Annotated in this window: 16 protein-coding genes and 1 pseudogene; 14 read left to right on the top strand and 3 right to left on the bottom strand. The window is 61.3% G+C overall.

What is annotated here, in order from left to right; translation table 11 throughout:
• Positions 1–23 precede the first annotated feature (23 nt).
• From trbL to AC0L2V_RS30560, 5 genes are read left to right on the top strand one after another with little or no spacing between them, the layout of a single operon-like run.
• The gene (trbL, locus tag AC0L2V_RS30580) at positions 24–1,346 is read left to right on the top strand and encodes a P-type conjugative transfer protein TrbL (RefSeq protein WP_473522011.1); all 1,323 of its coding nucleotides are present in this window, start codon (positions 24–26) and stop codon (positions 1,344–1,346) included.
• Positions 1,347–2,078 (top strand): conjugal transfer protein TrbF, encoded by a 732-nt coding sequence (trbF, locus tag AC0L2V_RS30575; protein WP_473522010.1) that lies wholly within the window; start codon positions 1,347–1,349, stop codon positions 2,076–2,078.
• Positions 2,068–3,093 carry a P-type conjugative transfer protein TrbG gene (trbG, locus tag AC0L2V_RS30570; protein ID WP_473522009.1) on the top strand — a complete coding sequence of 342 codons (1,026 nt, stop codon included), beginning with the start codon at positions 2,068–2,070 and terminating at the stop codon, positions 3,091–3,093. The genes trbF and trbG overlap by 11 nt, the downstream gene beginning before the upstream one ends.
• Positions 3,094–3,106: 13 nt before the next feature.
• Positions 3,107–4,321: a TraB/TrbI/VirB10 family type IV secretion system protein gene (locus AC0L2V_RS30565; RefSeq protein ID WP_473522008.1), complete on the top strand. Its 1,215-nt coding sequence runs from the start codon at positions 3,107–3,109 to the stop codon at positions 4,319–4,321.
• 12 nt (positions 4,322–4,333) lie between these two features.
• The gene (locus AC0L2V_RS30560) at positions 4,334–4,606 is read left to right on the top strand and encodes a DUF2274 domain-containing protein (RefSeq protein ID WP_077376452.1); all 273 of its coding nucleotides are present in this window, start codon (positions 4,334–4,336) and stop codon (positions 4,604–4,606) included.
• Positions 4,607–4,759: 153 nt separating this feature from the next.
• Here the strand turns inward: AC0L2V_RS30560 and hemN are convergent, their stop codons facing one another.
• Positions 4,760–6,109, bottom strand: a complete 1,350-nt coding sequence (gene hemN, locus AC0L2V_RS30555) for an oxygen-independent coproporphyrinogen III oxidase (RefSeq protein WP_473522025.1) — start codon at positions 6,107–6,109, stop codon at positions 4,760–4,762.
• Positions 6,110–6,266: 157 nt separating this feature from the next.
• Here hemN and AC0L2V_RS30550 point away from each other — a divergent pair, with 157 nt between their 5' ends.
• On the top strand, positions 6,267–7,031 hold the full coding sequence (locus tag AC0L2V_RS30550) for a Crp/Fnr family transcriptional regulator (RefSeq protein WP_473522024.1): 765 nt from the start codon (positions 6,267–6,269) through the stop codon (positions 7,029–7,031).
• Here the strand turns inward: AC0L2V_RS30550 and AC0L2V_RS30545 are convergent.
• Positions 6,968–7,491: pseudogene (locus AC0L2V_RS30545) on the bottom strand (IS481 family transposase); the annotation flags it as partial. The gene AC0L2V_RS30550 and the pseudogene AC0L2V_RS30545 overlap by 64 nt on opposite strands.
• 123 nt (positions 7,492–7,614) lie before the next feature.
• Between AC0L2V_RS30545 and ccoN the strand changes: the two are divergent.
• From ccoN to ccoS, 8 genes are all read left to right on the top strand, one after another.
• Positions 7,615–9,234, top strand: a complete 1,620-nt coding sequence (ccoN, locus tag AC0L2V_RS30540) for a cytochrome-c oxidase, cbb3-type subunit I (RefSeq protein ID WP_473522007.1) — start codon at positions 7,615–7,617, stop codon at positions 9,232–9,234.
• 3 nt (positions 9,235–9,237) lie between these two features.
• Positions 9,238–9,969: a cytochrome-c oxidase, cbb3-type subunit II gene (gene ccoO / locus AC0L2V_RS30535; RefSeq protein ID WP_473522006.1), complete on the top strand. Its 732-nt coding sequence runs from the start codon at positions 9,238–9,240 to the stop codon at positions 9,967–9,969.
• Positions 9,970–9,980: 11 nt separating this feature from the next.
• A complete protein-coding gene (locus AC0L2V_RS30530) occupies positions 9,981–10,130 on the top strand; it encodes a cbb3-type cytochrome c oxidase subunit 3 (RefSeq protein WP_473522005.1) in 150 nt (49 codons plus the stop codon).
• A 2-nt stretch (positions 10,131–10,132) separates the two neighbouring features.
• Entirely contained in the window at positions 10,133–10,996 is an 864-nt protein-coding gene (ccoP, locus tag AC0L2V_RS30525; protein ID WP_473522004.1) for a cytochrome-c oxidase, cbb3-type subunit III, read from the top strand.
• 166 nt (positions 10,997–11,162) lie between these two features.
• The gene (ccoG, locus tag AC0L2V_RS30520; protein ID WP_473522003.1) at positions 11,163–12,722 is read left to right on the top strand and encodes a cytochrome c oxidase accessory protein CcoG; all 1,560 of its coding nucleotides are present in this window, start codon (positions 11,163–11,165) and stop codon (positions 12,720–12,722) included.
• Entirely contained in the window at positions 12,719–13,216 is a 498-nt protein-coding gene (locus AC0L2V_RS30515; RefSeq protein WP_473522002.1) for a FixH family protein, read from the top strand. The genes ccoG and AC0L2V_RS30515 overlap by 4 nt, the downstream gene beginning before the upstream one ends.
• Complete coding sequence (locus AC0L2V_RS30510; RefSeq protein WP_473522001.1) at positions 13,213–15,495, top strand: cation-translocating P-type ATPase; 2,283 nt, start codon at positions 13,213–13,215, stop codon at positions 15,493–15,495. The genes AC0L2V_RS30515 and AC0L2V_RS30510 overlap by 4 nt, the downstream gene beginning before the upstream one ends.
• Positions 15,492–15,647 carry a cbb3-type cytochrome oxidase assembly protein CcoS gene (gene ccoS, locus AC0L2V_RS30505; protein ID WP_473522000.1) on the top strand — a complete coding sequence of 52 codons (156 nt, stop codon included), beginning with the start codon at positions 15,492–15,494 and terminating at the stop codon, positions 15,645–15,647. The genes AC0L2V_RS30510 and ccoS overlap by 4 nt, the downstream gene beginning before the upstream one ends.
• Before the next feature lie 362 nt (positions 15,648–16,009).
• Here the strand turns inward: ccoS and AC0L2V_RS30500 are convergent, their stop codons facing one another.
• On the bottom strand, positions 16,010–16,786 hold the full coding sequence (locus tag AC0L2V_RS30500) for a sulfite exporter TauE/SafE family protein (protein ID WP_473521999.1): 777 nt from the start codon (positions 16,784–16,786) through the stop codon (positions 16,010–16,012).
• Positions 16,787–17,061 lie beyond the last annotated feature (275 nt).

The raw sequence follows: 17,061 nt of genomic DNA, 5'->3' as shown, positions 1-17,061 counted from the left end.
ACTCTGACGAGGAAGGCGGCGGCATGAACGACCTTGGCGTCATCGATCGCTTCATGGAGACTTTCATCCGCTATATTGACAGCGGGTTCGGTCTGCTTTCGGGCGACGTCGCCTTCCTCACCACCATCCTGATCGGCATCGACATCACGCTGGCCGGGCTGGCCTGGGCGCTCGGCGACGAGCCCAACATTCTCGGCCGGCTTACCCGCAAGGTGCTCTATGTCGGCGTCTTCGCCTTCATCTTGAATAATTTTAAGAACCTCGCCGACATCATCTATCGCTCCTTCGCCGGGCTCGGCATCAACGCGTCCTCCGGAAATCTCTCCCCAGACAATCTCCTGCGCCCGGGCCGCATCGCCGCGACCGGCTTCGAAGGCGCTTGGCCGCTGCTTGATCAAGCAAGTCAGCTGCTCGGCTTTCCAGAAATCTTCGGCAACGCGCTCACCATCTTCGTGCTGCTCATGGCCTGGTTCCTGGTCATCATCGCCTTCTTCATCCTTTCCATTCAGCTGTTCATCACAATCCTTGAGTTCAAGCTCACCACGCTTGCCGGCTTTGTTCTGGTTCCCTTCGCACTCTGGAATCGATCGGCGTTTCTGGCCGAGCGCGTGCTCGGCAATGTCATCTCTTCAGGCATCAAGGTGATGGTACTTGCCGTCATCGTCGGCATCGGCTCCACACTCTTCGGCGAGTTTGCTTCCGCGCTGCAAGGCAAGGAGCCGGACCTGGCCGCCGCCATGTCACAGGTGCTGGGCGCGCTGGCGCTGCTTGGGCTCGGCGTCTTTGGGCCCGGCATCGCGTCGGGTCTAGTGTCCGGCGCGCCGCAGCTTGGCGCGGGCGCCGCCCTTGGCACGACTGCGGCGGCAGCTGGTGCATCGCTCGTTGCCGGAGGCACGGCATTTGCTGGCGCGCGCATGGCAACCGGCGGCAGTCTCGCCGCAATTCGGGCCGGCACAACGATGGGATCGGCTGCTTTAACGGCCTGGCAGATCGGGCGAGCAACCTCGTCCCACACCGGCCTGTCCGGTGTGGCTGCTGGATTGCGGGGCGTGACCAGTGCCGCCGGCGGCGCCGCGATGCGAGCAGCAAGAGCTGCCGCGGGAACGTTCGGGCGCAGCGCCGATGCCGGCCGGGAAGCGGCATGGATCGCGACCGGTGGTGCGCCCACCACGTCCATGACTGGAAACCCAACCGCTGCAGACCATAATACCGCTCCGACGTGGGCAAGGCGCTTGCGTTCCGAACAGACCGCCCGTGCCCACCGCCACGCTGCCATGCAGGCTGTTCGTGAAGGCGACAGCCCGGGAGGCAGCGCCAATCCCTCTCTCAACGACAAGGACGACTAGATGCTGTTCAAGCGACCCGTTCAACGTTACGGCAAGACACCCGAACCGGTCACGCCGTATCAAAAGGCCGCCCAGCTATGGGACGAGCGCATCGGCTCATCTCGAGTACAGGCTAGGAACTGGCGGCTCATGGCCCTCGGCTGTCTGGCCTTGGCGACCGGGCTCTCTGGCGGACTCGTATGGCAGTCGATGCAGAGCCGTGTTGTGCCTTACGTCGTCGAGGTCGACCGCTTCGGCGAAGCACGCGCCGTCGCGCCGGCGATCCAAGACTACGAGCCCTCCGACGCCGAGATAGCCTGGCACCTCGGCCGCTTCATCCAGAATGTCCGTTCCGTCTCCACTGATCCGGTGCTGGTGCGGCAGAACTGGCTGGCGGCTTACGACTTTGCCACCGACCGTGCGGCACTCTTCCTCAATGAGTACGCCAAGGCGAACGATCCCTTCGGTCAGATCGGAACGCGCAGTGTGTCCGTCCAGGTGACCAGTGTGGTCAGGGCTTCCGACAGCTCGTTCCAGGTCAAATGGACTGAGCAGGTCTTTGAGCGCGGCAGCCTTGCCAGCACCACGCGCTGGACCGCGATCCTCACCTTCGTGATCCGCCCGCCAAGCAATACGGATCAGCTGCGCAACAATCCGCTCGGTGTATTCATCAACGCCATCGACTGGTCGCGCGAGCTCGACAGTGCCGCACCGACAACCGTTTCCCCGAAGGAGCCCGCCGATGACAAATAGAGCCCAATCGTTCCGTGCCGCGCTGATCCTATCCGCATCGGCAGCAGTTCTCTCGGCCTGCGCATCGAAGCCGGTGCCGCCTGAGATTTCGTATGATGCCGCCGACTTCAAAGCAGCGGCAATCGAGAAGGCGCCAGAGACACCGGTCAAGATAGTCGAGGTGCCAAAGCCGTTGCCGCTCCCCGGCCAGTTGCAGCCAGAACCGGGCAAAATCGCCGACGACAAGCGCTCTCCTGAAGAACGCGTCGCCGACGCCAACAAGGCGGCGACGCAGCAACCCACCCGGTACGGCTACGTCAATGCGGTGCAGGTCTATCCCTTCACCGATGGCGCGCTTTATCAGCTCTATGCCGCCCCGGAGCGCGTCACCGATATCGCCCTACAGCCGGGCGAGAAACTGACAGCCGTGTCGGCCGGCGACACGGTGCGCTGGGTCATCGGCGATACCGTCAGCGGCACCGGTGACGACCAGCGCACCCATGTGCTGGTAAAACCCTTCGCGCCGGGGCTTAGCACCAATCTGGTGATCACCACGGAACGTCGCACCTACCACTTGCAGCTTCAAAGCACCGACAAGACCGCTATGGCGGCGATCTCCTGGACGTACAGCGAGGACCAGATCGTAGCGCTCCGCCAGCGCAACGCTCAGGCCGAGGCTACCATGCCGGTGGCGTCGAACGTGGCGCTCGAAAACATTCGCTTTCGCTACTCGATTGGGGGCGACACACCGCCCTGGAGACCGACGCGAGCCTTCGATGACGGCAGCAAGGTCTATATCGAGTTCCCGCGCCGCATAGATCAGGGAGAGGCCCCGCCACTCTTCATCGTCGGCTCTGACGGGGGCAACCAGCTCGTCAACTACCGCATGCGCGGCAACTACTACATTGTCGATCGGCTCTTCGCCGCGGCCGAACTACGCCTCGGCAACAAGCAGCAGCAAGTGGTGCGCATCACAAGGACGGACGGCCGGCAACCGCCGCGTCGCGTATCTCTCTTTGCGCGCTCCAGCAGGTGAGGAGAGGGGCCTTATGACCGACACTTCCCCATCCAATGCTCCGCCAAAACTCGATCCCGAGCAGCTGCAGTTACGGGCCTCGCCCCGCCGCGCCGTGCGGTTCAGGCGCGGCGTGATCATCGCCATCGCTGCCGTCGGGTCCGGTGCCATCCTGGGCGTCACGATGATGGCGCTGCAGGGACCGGCGCTTCGCTTCAAAGAACAGGCGGAAGATCTCTACAACACTGACCGCAAGCCAACCCCTGAAGGACTTGAAACACTTCCCAAGGACTATTCCGGAGTGAAGCCGAACCCTCCTGTGCTTGGACCACCACTGCCGGGCGACCTCGGTCGCCCCATCCTTGAGCGGCGGCGCCAGCTCGGCATCGCGCCAGGGCAGGACAACTCCGCCGAGGAGCAGCGCGTTGCCCAGCAAGCGATTGAGGCGCGCGAATCACAAGTCTTCTTCCGCATTGAAAATCGACACAAGGAGGCGGGCATCGGCGGTAATGCGAAAAGCGCCCAGCAGCCGTTCGGGGCGCCTCCGCAATCTGATGCCGCTCGGCCGTCAGATTCCGTTGCGCCGGCTGAGGGCGATCAGAACAATCAACAACGCAAGCTCGATTTTGTCAGCCAGCGCAACACCAGCGGGATCTACAACCCGCATGCATTGCAGACGCCAGCTTCGCAAAATCAGCTCATGGCCGGCAGCGTGATCGCCGCAAGTCTCATCACCGGCATAAATTCCGACTTGCCCGGGTTTGTCGTCGCGCAGGTCACCGAGAACGTGCACGACACGGTCACCGGCAGCATCCTGCTTATCCCGCAAGGCTCGCGGCTGATCGGGACCTATGACAGCGTCGTCGCTTTTGGGCAAAAACGGGCGCTTCTGGTTTGGCAGCGAATAATACTGCCAGACGGTTCTTCGATCGAAATCGACAACCTGCCGGCGACAGACACTGCCGGCTATGCCGGGCTCGAGGACAAGATCGATTTCCACACCTGGCAGCTGATCAAGGGAGTCGCGCTGGCCACATTGCTGGGCGTCGGCACCGAGTTAAGTTTTGGAGAAAACGAAAGCGATCTGGTCAAAGCGATCCGGGAATCCACTCAGCAGAACGTCAGTCGAGCCGGCCAGCGCATCACCGAGAAGAACCTCGATGTTCAGCCCACCATCACCATCCGCCCAGGTTGGCCACTGCGCGTCATCGTGCACAAGGATCTGGTGCTACGGCCATACGCGAGTTGAGCGGGAGTGAATATGGCCAACTTGAAACTTGGAAAGCTTCCAGACCGAACACCTTCGAAGATTACCATCACCGTCAGCGCGGAGTTGGGCCAAGCACTCAAGGAGTATGCTGCCCTTTATCGTCAGACCTATGGCGAGTCTGAAACGGTGGCGGAACTCATCCCTTTCATGCTGGCGGGGTTTCTGGAAGGCGACCGAGCGTTTGCCAAGGCCAGAAAAGAAGGTTTGCCGACGTCCAGCATGCCGGAGAAGTCGCGGCGTCTGGCAGGCTCAGATTCCGAGTAACCGCGGCAATGAGTGAACCGCCCGCACACGAGCCCTCGATGGGCTAACTCCGCTTGAATATGTAACCCGATCCGTCAAGGATCACACGTGAACAGGCTCACTCACAAATGGAAGCAAACAGGGGAGCACGTTACCGCGACCGCACTCTTTGGCTCAAACTGCAACTGAGTGCCTGGCCCTTCCGCTTTGGAAATATTTGTCGAACCTGGCCGCGATGCTTCGGACGAATGGGCGACTTTCAGCCGGCACGACGAAACGGTCGCCATCCAATTCAAGCAATCGAACGGGATCGTGGAGAGCCATGGTACTCGACTCAAGAAGGAGCTTCTGGCCGGCTTTGCCGAAGCGTTCCACCAGATCGACTGCCGAGAAGGCGAAATCACACATTAGCCTCTCGATGATCCAGCCGCGAACGCGGTCGTCGTCGGAAAGCGCGATACCGCGAACAACCGCCAGCCCGCCATGCGCGACTATACTTCCGTACTCGGCGGTTGAAATATTGTTCTGCACGTAGCCCTGGCGAAAACGGCCGATGGACGAAGGGCCAAGCCCGATCAGTGTCTCGCAGCGATCCTCCGTGTAGCCCTGAAAATTGCGATGCAAAGCCCCTGCGCGGGCCGCTATCGCCAAGGCATCGCCTGGCTTGGCGAAATGATCGAGCCCTATTGCTTCATACCCCTTGTCCACAATCGCTCGCGCGGCGAGTTGCGATTGCGCCAAGCGCTCCGTGGGGCCAGGCAGCCACGCCTCTTTGATTATCGTCTGATGCTTCTTGAACCAGGGCACATGCGCGTAGCCGAACAGCGCCATCCTGTCCGGTTCCAGGGTCAGCGCCTGCGCTACGGTGGAACAGACGCTCTCCCTGCTCTGGTGAGGCAATCCGTAAAGCAGGTCCAGATTGACGGAACCGACGCCGCGGGAGCGAACTCCGTCGACGACAGCTTTCGTTTGCAAAAAGCTTTGCTCGCGGTTGATTGCCTTTTGCACTTTTGGCTCGAAATCCTGGACGCCGAGACTCGCCCTGGTCATGCCGATTTCGGCCAGCGCGTCAAGGCGCGCCTCATCCATGTCGTTTGGATCGATCTCGACGCTGATTTTTGTGTCCGGGACAAAATCGAAGCTGTCCCGCAAGAACGCGCCAAGCGCCACCATGTCCCGGGGCTTCAGCATGGTGGGCGAACCGCCGCCGAAGTGGACTGCGCGGACATGGCCCTTGCCGCTGACGAGTCCCGCAACCGTCGCGATCTCCGCGTGTAGCGAGCGCAGATAGGCCGTCACCGGCTCATAGTGGCGCGTCTGTTTGGTATGACACGCACAGAACCAGCAGAGTCTGTCGCAATAGGGGATGTGCAGATAGAGCGAGATCTCGCCGCCACTTTTGAGCGCCTCCAGCCAGCCACGATAAACCGCAGGATTGACGCCCGTGTGGAAATGCGGTGCAGTCGGATAACTGGTATAACGCGGGACGTTCTCGCCAACCCGGGCAGCTAATTCGGACTGCATGTCGTGGTCCACCATGTTTGCATCGCTGGAACTCTGGGCTTATTGGCAAGCCAAAGCCCTGATTTCGGTCAATCAGCAACTCGGACAAACTGCCGCAAGGATTTTTCTACCTTAGATTGGTATCCTGCCGGCACTTGGGATCGGGTTGAGCGAGCGCATGTCAGTACGGCGAGACATTTACACTTCCGGTATCCCCGTTCTTTGCGCCCATTGCGAAGCACGGCATCGCGGCGTCTGCGGTTCGCTTCGTCCAGACATTTTGGTTGGGCTCGCCAAGACTTGCTCGCGGCGCCAGATCGAGTCAGGAGTGGAACTGATCGGCGACGCACAGGCGGTCGACAGCTATTCGAACCTGCTTTCAGGCGTGGTTAAGCTGACAAAGAGCCTTTCCGATGGTCGCCAGCAGATCGTCGGTCTCCAGTTTGCACCGCATTTTCTGGGACGTCCTTTTAAGGTGGAAAGCTCGATCAATGCGGAAGCGGTGACAGCTGTCACGCTGTGCTCGTTTCCAAGGGCAGCCGTCGAACGGATGATGAAGGGGTCGCCGGAATTCGAGCATCGCCTGCTCAAGCAGACGCTGAATGAACTCGATGAAGCACGCGAGTGGCTGGTGACGTTGGGGCGCAAGACCGCATCGGAAAAGGTGGCGAGTTTTCTCCTCATGATCGCTCGGAATATGGATTCCGGTGTTGACCCGGTAGCCAGGTCAGCGTCCTTCGATCTGCCGCTGACGCGCGCCGAGATCTCTGATTTTCTTGGAATTACGAACGAGACTGTGAGCCGGCAGCTGACGCAATTGCGGGCTGACGGCGTGATTCGGATCGAGAACACACGCCATGTGATGGTGGACAGCATGAGCCGGCTGCGCTCGATGGCGATGCCGAGCCTGAGCCAGAAGACCGACAGCCTGGACAGGTTATAGAGGCCGTTCGGCGAAGAGAAGGTACAGGCCGTTGTCGCTCCTGATGGCGGAAGGCAGGCCGCGTTCCCTGAACAGGCGGATGGCGGCCTCGATGACCGGTCCTTCCTTCTTCGATTCGAGCGCTTCGCAGGCGAGCAGGTAGCGCGAGGCCTGGTCGGTGACCGTCACAATTCGACCATCGCCCGCCGGAACTCCCCTTAGAAGTCCGTGCACCATAACGCGTTGGTGGTAGTTGCGTGCCGAAGCGCTGCCGCTGACGGGCGCGCTTTACAGGCCGTGATGATCGAGCAGGCATGCGCCGTGCTCTTCGAGGGTATGCGGACATCGCCGGCGAGCCTCCTAATCAGGAGCTCCCTAATCTTCCTGGCGCCCAGTGGGTTGGCTTGTCCTTCTTGGTTGCGACGATCGTCAGCTCGATCTGGTCGGGCAGGCGGTTGGCGTAGCGCACCGGCCGCCGTGAAGGTCAACCTAGCTGCCGAAAAATCGTGCGGCCCCCTGACATGGATCAGGGCGAGCAGGCGGCGGCTGCGCAATTGATGCACAGCGGATTTGGCGTCCGCCGGGTTCGAGATCGGGATTTGCGATGAAATTCGGCACAGAGATCGTGCTTCTAAGCCTGTTTGCTTTTGCGGCCCTGGTGGCTGCCGGGTTCGGCGTAGATGAACCTTTCCGCCAGCATATGTGGGTGTTGTTCTTCGCCGTAGCTGGTTTCACCGCGATCCTGTTGCGCAATACGGAGTTCAAGCCTGCAGTTCCGATAGACCCCGGCGCTTTTATGGACAGTCCAATCCGTTACGGGGCCCTCGCGACGGTGTTTTGGGGCGTCGTAGGCATGCTGGTTGGTGTGGTCATCGCGCTGCAGCTTGCCTATCCCGATCTCAGCGTCGAGCCCTGGTTCAACTTTGGCCGCTTGCGGCCGTTGCATACATCCGGCGTGGTTTTTGCCTTCGGCGGCAATGCGCTGCTTTGCACGTCCCTTTATGTCGTACAGCGCACCTGCCGCGCCCGGCTGTTCGGCGGCAATCTCGCCTGGTTCGTGTTCTGGGGCTATCAGCTGTTCATCGTCATGGCTGCGACGGGCTATCTGCTCGGCATCACCGAAAGCCGCGAATACGCCGAGCCCGAATGGTATGTGGATCTTTGGCTGACCATCGTCTGGGTCGCCTACCTCGTCCTGTTCCTCGGCACCATCCTGAAGCGCAGGGAACCGCACATCTATGTCGCCAACTGGTTCTACCTGTCCTTCATCGTGACCATCGCGATGCTGCATGTGATCAACAACCTGTCGCTGCCAGTCTCGTTCGTGGGCTCAAAAAGCTATTCAGCCTTCTCCGGCGTCCAGGACGCCTTGACGCAGTGGTGGTACGGCCACAATGCCGTGGGCTTCTTTCTCACCGCCGGCTTCCTTGGCATGATGTACTATTTCGTGCCCAAGCAGGCAAACCGGCCAGTCTATTCCTACCGGCTGTCGATCATCCACTTCTGGGCGCTGATCTTTCTCTACATCTGGGCCGGCCCGCACCACCTCCACTATACCGCCTTGCCCGACTGGGCGCAGACGCTCGGCATGGCGTTCTCGATCATGCTTTGGATGCCCTCCTGGGGCGGCATGATCAACGGCCTGATGACGCTGTCCGGCGCCTGGGACAAGCTGCGGACGGACCCGATCATCCGCATGATGGTCATGGCCATAGCCTTCTATGGCATGTCCACCTTCGAAGGCCCGATGATGTCGATCAAGGCGGTCAATTCGCTCTCGCACTACACCGACTGGACCATCGGGCACGTGCATTCCGGCGCACTCGGTTGGGTCGGCATGATCTCGTTCGGCGCGGTCTATTTCATGGTGCCGAAGTTGTGGAACCGCGAGCGGCTCTATTCGCTGCGACTAGTGAACTGGCACTTCTGGTTGGCAACGCTGGGGATCGTCGTCTACGCCGCGGTGATGTGGGTCTCCGGCGTCATGCAGGGCCTGATGTGGCGCGAATACGACGACCAGGGCTTTCTGGTCTTCTCCTTCGCCGAAACTGTCGCCGCCATGCATCCGTACTACATCATGCGTGCCATCGGCGGCGCGATGTACCTGTCCGGCGCCCTGATCATGGCATGGAATGTCGCCATGACAATCCTCGGCTACCAACGAGATGAGGATTCGATGCCGCGTCCGATCGCCGCTGTCCGACCTGCGCGATCTGGAGCCTGAAAAATGGGCTTGATGAACAAACACGCGCTTATCGAGAAGAACGCCACGCTGCTTCTCGTCGGCTCCCTTCTGGTGGTGACGATCGGCGGCATCGTCGAGATCGCGCCGCTCTTCTATCTCGACAATACGATCGAGAAGGTCGAAGGCATGCGGCCCTATTCGCCGCTCGAACTCGCCGGTCGCAACATCTATGTGCGCGAGGGCTGCTACCTCTGCCACAGCCAGATGATCAGGCCGTTTCGCGATGAGGTCGAGCGCTATGGGCACTACAGCCTAGCGGCCGAGTCGATGTACGACCACCCGTTCCAGTGGGGATCGAAACGCACAGGACCGGATCTCGCGCGAGTGGGCGACCGTTATTCGAATGGATGGCACGTTCAGCACCTTGTGGATCCGCGCTCGGTGGTGCCGGAATCGATAATGCCGAGCTACGCGTTCCTGAAGGAAATACGGATTGAGGTGAAGGACTTCTCGACGCACCTGATCGCGAACAGCCGTGTGGGCGTGCCCTACTCCGACGACATGATCGCGAGCGCGAATGCCGATCTCATGGCGCAGGCAGATCCCAACATCGACACATCCGGTCTTGAAGCGCGGTATCCAAAGGCCAAGCTCGGTGACTTCGATGGCAATCCGCAACAGGTCAGCGAGATGGACGCGCTAGTCGCTTACCTTCAGATGCTTGGCACTCTGGTCGATTTCAAAAACTACGACGAAGCCGCCGGTTACCGATGAGGAGAACGGTGATGACCTACAACTTCATGCGGGAGTTTGCTGACACTTGGGGCCTGCTCGCTATGGCGCTGTTATTCGTCGGATGCATCACCTTTGCGCTCCGTCCCGGCAGCAGGACGCGAGCCGACGAAGCTGCTCAAATCCCTCTCAAGGTCGACTAATCATGAGCGGTGAGCACATTGACGAAGTCTCCGACGTCTCGACCACCGGCCATGAATGGGACGGGATCAAGGAGCTCAACAATCCGCTCCCGCGCTGGTGGGTGATCACCTTCTACGTCACCATAGTCTGGGCGATCGGCTACACCATCGCTTATCCCGCATGGCCTATGCTAAGCTCCGCCACCCGAGGCGTGCTCGTCTATTCGAGCCGCAACGATGTCAAGAATGAGCTGGCAGCGGCCGAGGTCGCCAAGGGCAAGTATGTTGCCGCCCTTCAGGCGAAGACTGTCTCCGAGATTGCCGCCGACGATGTTTTGCGCGGATTCGCTATCGCGGCCGGTGGCGCCGCCTTCAAGGTCAATTGCGTTCAGTGCCATGGCTCCGGCGCCCAGGGTTCGAAGGGCTTTCCCAACCTGAATGATGACGATTGGCTGTGGGGCGGCAAGGCCGAGCAGATCCAGCAGACAATCACGCACGGCATCCGCGTTGCCTCAGACCCCGACACGCGCCTGTCGGAAATGCCGCCCTTTGGTGACATCATTACGCCCGAGCAGATTACACAGGTCAGCGCTTATGTCTCGAGTCTCTCCGGCGCTGTTGGCGATCAAGCAATGGTCATACCCGGCGGCAATGTTTTCGCCGAGAATTGTGCCGCCTGTCATGGTGATAATGCAAAGGGAAACACGGAGCTTGGCGCACCCGACCTGACCGACGCGATCTGGCTCTACGGGGCGGGCGAGACGGCTATTGCCGCGCAGGTTCGTGCGCCAAAGCAAGGCGTCATGCCGGCCTGGGGTGGGCGTCTCGGCGAGGTCAAGGTCAAGGAACTTGCGGTCTATGTCCATTCGCTTGGCGGCGGAGAATAGGAACGGAAGCCTATTCTCGGCCTCCCCCTGCCAAGCGACGAGGCCCGGCGCGAGCCGGGCCTCGACACCATTCCGGCTGCGACCTGCATCAACACGGGGCGGACCGCCCACGGCGAGGCTGTTCGATGGGCGGCCCTGACATCGGCAGCGGGACTGGAGATGCTAAGTGCGTGATAAAACGCAGACAGAACCGCCCGAAGCAGAAGCGATCTACTCCCCCAACACCCGTGAGCCGCTTTATGCCCCACGCAAGAAGGTTTTCCCGAAGCGAATCTCGGGTAATTTCCGTCGCTTCAAATGGCTGGTGATGGCGATCACGCTGGCGATCTACTACCTGACGCCCTGGCTGCGCTGGGATCGAGGTCCGTTTGCTCCCGATCAGGCCGTGCTGATCGATCTTGCCAACCGCCGCTTCTATTCTTTCTTCATCGAGATTTGGCCGCAGGAATTCTTCTATGTGGCCGGCCTTCTCATGATGGCCGGCATCGGCCTTTTCCTAATCACATCCACAGTCGGCAGAGCCTGGTGCGGCTATACCTGTCCGCAGACCGTATGGGTCGATCTGTTTCTGGTTGTGGAGCGCGCGATCGAGGGAGATCGCAATGCCCGCATGAAACTTGACGCCGGACCGTGGACCGCGCGCAAGCTTGTGCTGCGTGGATCGAAACACGCGATCTGGCTGGCCATAGCGTCAGCGACCGGCGGCGCCTGGATCTTCTATTTCGCCGATGCGCCAATGCTGATTGGCGAGGTCTTCGTTGGCACCGCGGCGCCGGTCGCCTACATCACCATCGGCGTGCTGACGGCAACCACCTACACATTCGGCGGGCTGATGCGCGAGCAGGTCTGCACCTATATGTGCCCGTGGCCGCGCATTCAGGCGGCCATGCTCGATGAAAATTCGCTCACCGTGACCTACAATGACTGGCGCGGCGAACCTCGCTCGCGGCACGCCAAAAAGGTCCAGGCCGCGGGGCAGCCGGTCGGAGACTGCGTCGATTGCAATGCCTGTGTCGCCGTCTGCCCGATGGGGATCGACATTCGCGATGGCCAGCAGCTCGAATGCATCACTTGCGCGCTGTGCATCGATGCCTGCGATAGCGTCATGGACAAGCTCGGCAAGGAGCGCGGGCTGATCTCCTATGCGACGCTGTCCGATTACAACGCCAACATGGCGGCGGCGACCGCAGGCGGCGCTTGCTCGGTGAATCCGTCGCTGGTGCGGACAGACGGCAGCGCTTTCTCCGACAGGTTAGCCCATTTCCATGTCCGCAAGATCTTTCGACCGCGCACCTTCGTCTACATGAGTGCGTGGTCGGTGGTCGGTCTCGCCTTACTCTACTCGCTGCTGACGCGCGATCGGCTCGAGGTCAACGTTCTGCACGACCGCAATCCGCAGTTCGTCACGCTGTCCGATGGTTCGATCCGCAATGGTTACACCGTCAAGCTGCTCAACATGATCCCAGAGCCAAGAACGATTGTCGTCACCATGCAGGGCCTGGCCGATGCCGAGATGAGCGTCGTCGGGATCGACATGCCTGCGGATCGCTCCCTCTCCGTTCCTGTCGAACCGGACCGGCTGAAAATGCTGAAGGTTTTCGTCCGCCAGCCGGCGGAACAGATCAATGCCCAAGCGCAGACGTTCAAGTTCCGGGTCGAGGACAAGGCGAGCTTCGAGTCGGACGAATACACGGCCACGTTCAACGCACCGGAGATCGTTAGATGAGCGTCAATGCACGAAGGCCTCCCGAATTCACCGGCAGGCATATGTTGCGTATCATCCTTAGCTTTTTCGGCGTGATCGTTGGTGTGAACCTGACCATGGTAACACTCGCCAGCACAAGCTGGACCGGCCTCGTCGTCGAAAACACCTATGTCGCGAGCCAGCAGTTCAACCGGATGGCCGAGGAAGGGCGCGCGCAGGCCGCACTCGGCTGGACCGGCAAACTGACCATCGCACGGGGCGAGGTCCGCTACGGCCTCAGCGATGCCGCCGGCAAAGCGGTCCAGTTGCACGGCGTGAGGCTCCTGTTCCGTCATCCCGCTTACGAGGCCGAGGACAAAGCCGTCACGCTTGCGCTCGCCGCGGGCCAGGAATTTGCCGCCCAGCATACGCCAAGGGACGGCGTCTGGATCGTCCAAGTCGACGCCGATGCTGGTCTCGCAGAACCCTATCGCGACGTCAGTCGAATTATGATTTCCCATGGAGCGTTAAAATGAGCTGTTGTGCACCGGGCGCCGAAACGGCGCTGGATCTGGAAAGCAGCATATCCGTCCTGCCATCAAGCCAGGAGGTCAGGCTGGCGAGCCGCTCGCTTGGCGGCGATCTCCACCAAACCGATGTCTCGGTCCCGACGGTGCATTGCGCAGCCTGCATCCAGACCATCGAGAGGGCGCTTGGAAAACTCGATCGCGTCGAGGGTGTACGTGTCAACCTGTCCACGAAACGGGTTGCGATCCGGTGGCGGGGAAATGAGGTTCCACCGTTTGTCGCCGCGCTTGGACGGCTGGGATACGAAGCGCATTTGTTCGAACCCGAGACAGGGGAGAAGGACAAGACGCTATCGGAGCTGATCCGGGCCGTCGGGGTTGCCGGCTTTGCAGCGGGCAACATCATGCTGCTTTCGATGTCGGTCTGGTCCGGCGCTGAAGGTGCGACCCGCGACCTGTTCCATTGGGTCTCGGCACTGATTGCCATCCCCGCGCTCGCCTTCGCTGGTGGCATCTACTTCCGCTCGGCATGGAACGCATTGCGTCACGGCCGCATGAACATGGATGTGCCGATTGCGGTTGGTGTCTCGCTCGCCTACGCGATGAGCCTTTACGAAACCATCAACCATGGCGACTACGCTTACTTCGATGCATCGGTATCGCTACTGTTCTTCCTGCTGATCGGCCGCACGCTTGATCACGTGATGCGCGAGCGTGCCCGGACCGCGGTGAACGGCCTGTCACGGCTGGCGGCGCGCGGCGCCATGGTATTGCGCGACGCTGGCACGTGCGACTACCGACCGGTTGGCGAGATCGAACCAGGCATGCAGTTGCTGATCGCGGCCGGCGAAAGAGTCCCGGTCGACGGCAAGATCATTCGAGGCTCTTCGGATCTCGACTGTTCGCTGGTATCCGGTGAGAGCAGTCCCAGAACGGTGGCGCCAGGAGAAGCCGTCCAGGCCGGCATTCTCAATCTCACCGGCCCACTGACGGTCGAGGCGACAGCCGCCGCAAAAGACTCCTTCCTGGCCGAGATGGTCCGGCTGATGGAAGCCGCAGAGGGCGGTCGCGCGCATTATCGCAGGATCGCCGACCGCGTTTCAGCGCTCTATGCTCCAGTGGTCCATCTGACAGCCTTGGTGACGTTCCTTGGCTGGATGGCGGCGACCGGCGATTGGCACCAGGCTGTAACGATCGCCATCGCCGTTCTCATCATCACCTGCCCGTGTGCGCTCGGTCTCGCCGTGCCGATCGTGCAGGTGGTCGCTGCGCGGCGTCTGTTCGAAAGCGGCGTCATGGTCAAGGATGGCTCGGCTATGGAGCGTCTGGCGGCGATCGACACGGCGGTGTTCGACAAGACAGGAACGCTTACGCTCGGACAGCCCCGGCTCGTCAATGCGTCGTCCATCGATCCGGCCATGCTGGCCATCGCAGGCGACATGGCCGTGCATTCCCGCCATCCGTTCTCAAGGGCCATAGCCGGCTCTGCGGGCTTTGCCGGTCAGCCGAAGCTCGAGTCCGTCAGCGAGCACCCTGGTTTCGGGATCGAAGCCACCGCCGCTGGCAGCACCTGGCGACTTGGCCGGCGCGGCTGGGCCGGGTGGAAGGCCCGAACCGCCGGCGAACGCGGATACGGCGGAACGGTTCTGACCAAAGATGGGATCATTGTCGCGTCCTTTGTCTTCGAGGACGCGCTGCGTGCAGACGCCAGAGAGGCCATCGAGCAATTGAACAACGCCTGCATCTCCGTGGAAATGCTGTCTGGCGATACCGCAGCTGCCTGCGGCGAGGTCGCGGCGATGTTGGGCATCCATCACTTTGTTCCGGCGCTGCTTCCTTCGGGCAAGGTCGAGCATATCGAAACGCTGTCGAAGGACGGCCACAAGGTGCTGATGGTTGGCGACGGCCTTAACGACACCCCTGCGCTGGGCGCGGCACACGTCTCGATCGCTCCAGCCACGGCGGCCGATGTTGGCCGCAAAGCAGCGGATTTCGTGTTTCTGCGCGAAAGCCTTTCGGCAGTATCCCTTGCCCTCGACGTCTCGCGAAAGGCCGGACAACTGATCCGGCAAAACATCGCCATCGCGATTATCTACAACGCCATTGCCGTCCCGATCGCCATTTTGGGGCAGGTAACACCATTGATTGCGGCAATCGCGATGTCGGCCTCATCACTGCTTGTCATTGGCAATGCGTCGAGGCTGCAAGGTTTTGTGCCAGACGTGCCAAGGAGAACTGCTCCGCCTGATAGCCGCTCCCACACCGGCACTTTGACGCAATCCTCATGACAATCCTGGTCTATCTCATACCGGTGGCTCTGTTGTTGGGCGGGCTTGGACTGTCTGGCTTCCTGTGGGCCTTGAGGCGTGGTCAATACGAGGATCTCGACGGAGCCGCCGAGCGTATCCTCATTGACCGGGACGAGAGGCCGGAACGCTGATTCCGTCACCCGAGGGCCTGCGTCGCCCATTCCGCCATGCAAGCGGCCGATGCCACGAAGTACCTCCCACGGCCGCACGAGCGCTGGCGATGTACGTGTTCCAAGTGCAACGGAGCGGATAGACCGGCGGCGCGGGTTTGTCGTGTCTGGCTGACCCAGATCAGTGCTGTCTCCTCACCGATTGGCCGGGCGAGGCGGAAATGGGAAGGACGTTGATCACTGGCGTGCCATACGCTGTTCGTGGCGCAGGTTAGGTTTTCCAGGGTGGCAAGTCGCCTCCAGTCCGCGATTCACTTCGGTTACGCCGATCATGATGTCCGGAAGCAAAGCGAAGGCTTAGAAGGGTAGTCCGCTTGCTCAGGTCAGACGAATCCCATTTGTTGGGCGGTCTGGAACAAAGCGAGCAGCATGATCAGGCAGCCGACGAGCCGCAAAAGCGTCCGCTCGGCAATCGCCTTGAGCACCCATCCGGCAAGCGGAGCGGCGACTATGCCGCCCACGATCAGCCCCAGCACCGAGCTTGCATGTGTCGACAGCGCCCCCGCTTCCTGCCAGTGCCCACTGACGAGCGCGACGATGAAGGTGACGGACACCGCTAGCGTGATCAGGAACTCGGCCGCATTGACAGTGCCGATCACGTAGCGGGGGGGCGCGCCGGCGCCGAGCAATCCGGTCACGACCATCGGGCCCCATCCGCCGCCACCTGCAGCGTCGAGGAAGCCGCCGACAGTGCCCAGCGGCGCCACAAGACGGGTAGGAACCGGATTGCTGGGGATCTTGCGGAACGACCGGAGGAACAGCCAGAGCCCGATCACAGCGAGATAGGTCGTGACGTAGGGCTTCACCATGTCGCCGTCGAACGAGGTCAGCACGAAGGCGCCGAGGCAGCCGCCGAGAATGCCGAAAGGAGCAAGCCGCCAGAACAGCTTCCAGTCGATATTGCGGTGGTAGTGGTGCGCCGTGCCGGAAGCGGCAGTGGTGAACACTTCCGCCGCGTGTACCGCGGCGGAAGCCTGCGCCGGCGGAACACCGAAGGAGAGCAGCACGGTGGAGGAGATCGCGCCATAGGCCATGCCTAACGCGCCGTCAACCGCCTGGGCGAGGAAGCCGACAATGGCGAACAGAATGAAGTCAGTCATTGGTGTCCGCCGTGAACGTGCCGCCGTATCCGTATGTAGCCTTGTGGATGTGGCATCCGGCTTGGCTCCGCGTCAGAGAAAAGGGCGGCATCGCTGCCGCCCATCGAGATTGTTGAGGTGCGTGGACCTTAGAAATCCATACCGCCCATACCGCCCATACCGCCCATGCCACCCATGCCGCCGCCGGGCATGCCGGCAGGCATGCCGCCGCCAGCCGACTCCTTCTTCGGAGCCTCCGCGATCATGGCTTCGGTGGTGACCAGCAGGCCGGCGAC

This window comes from Mesorhizobium sp. WSM4814 (assembly GCF_055811595.1).
Note: the sequence above shows the minus strand (reverse complement) of the source record. Positions and strands in the feature narration are given on the sequence as shown.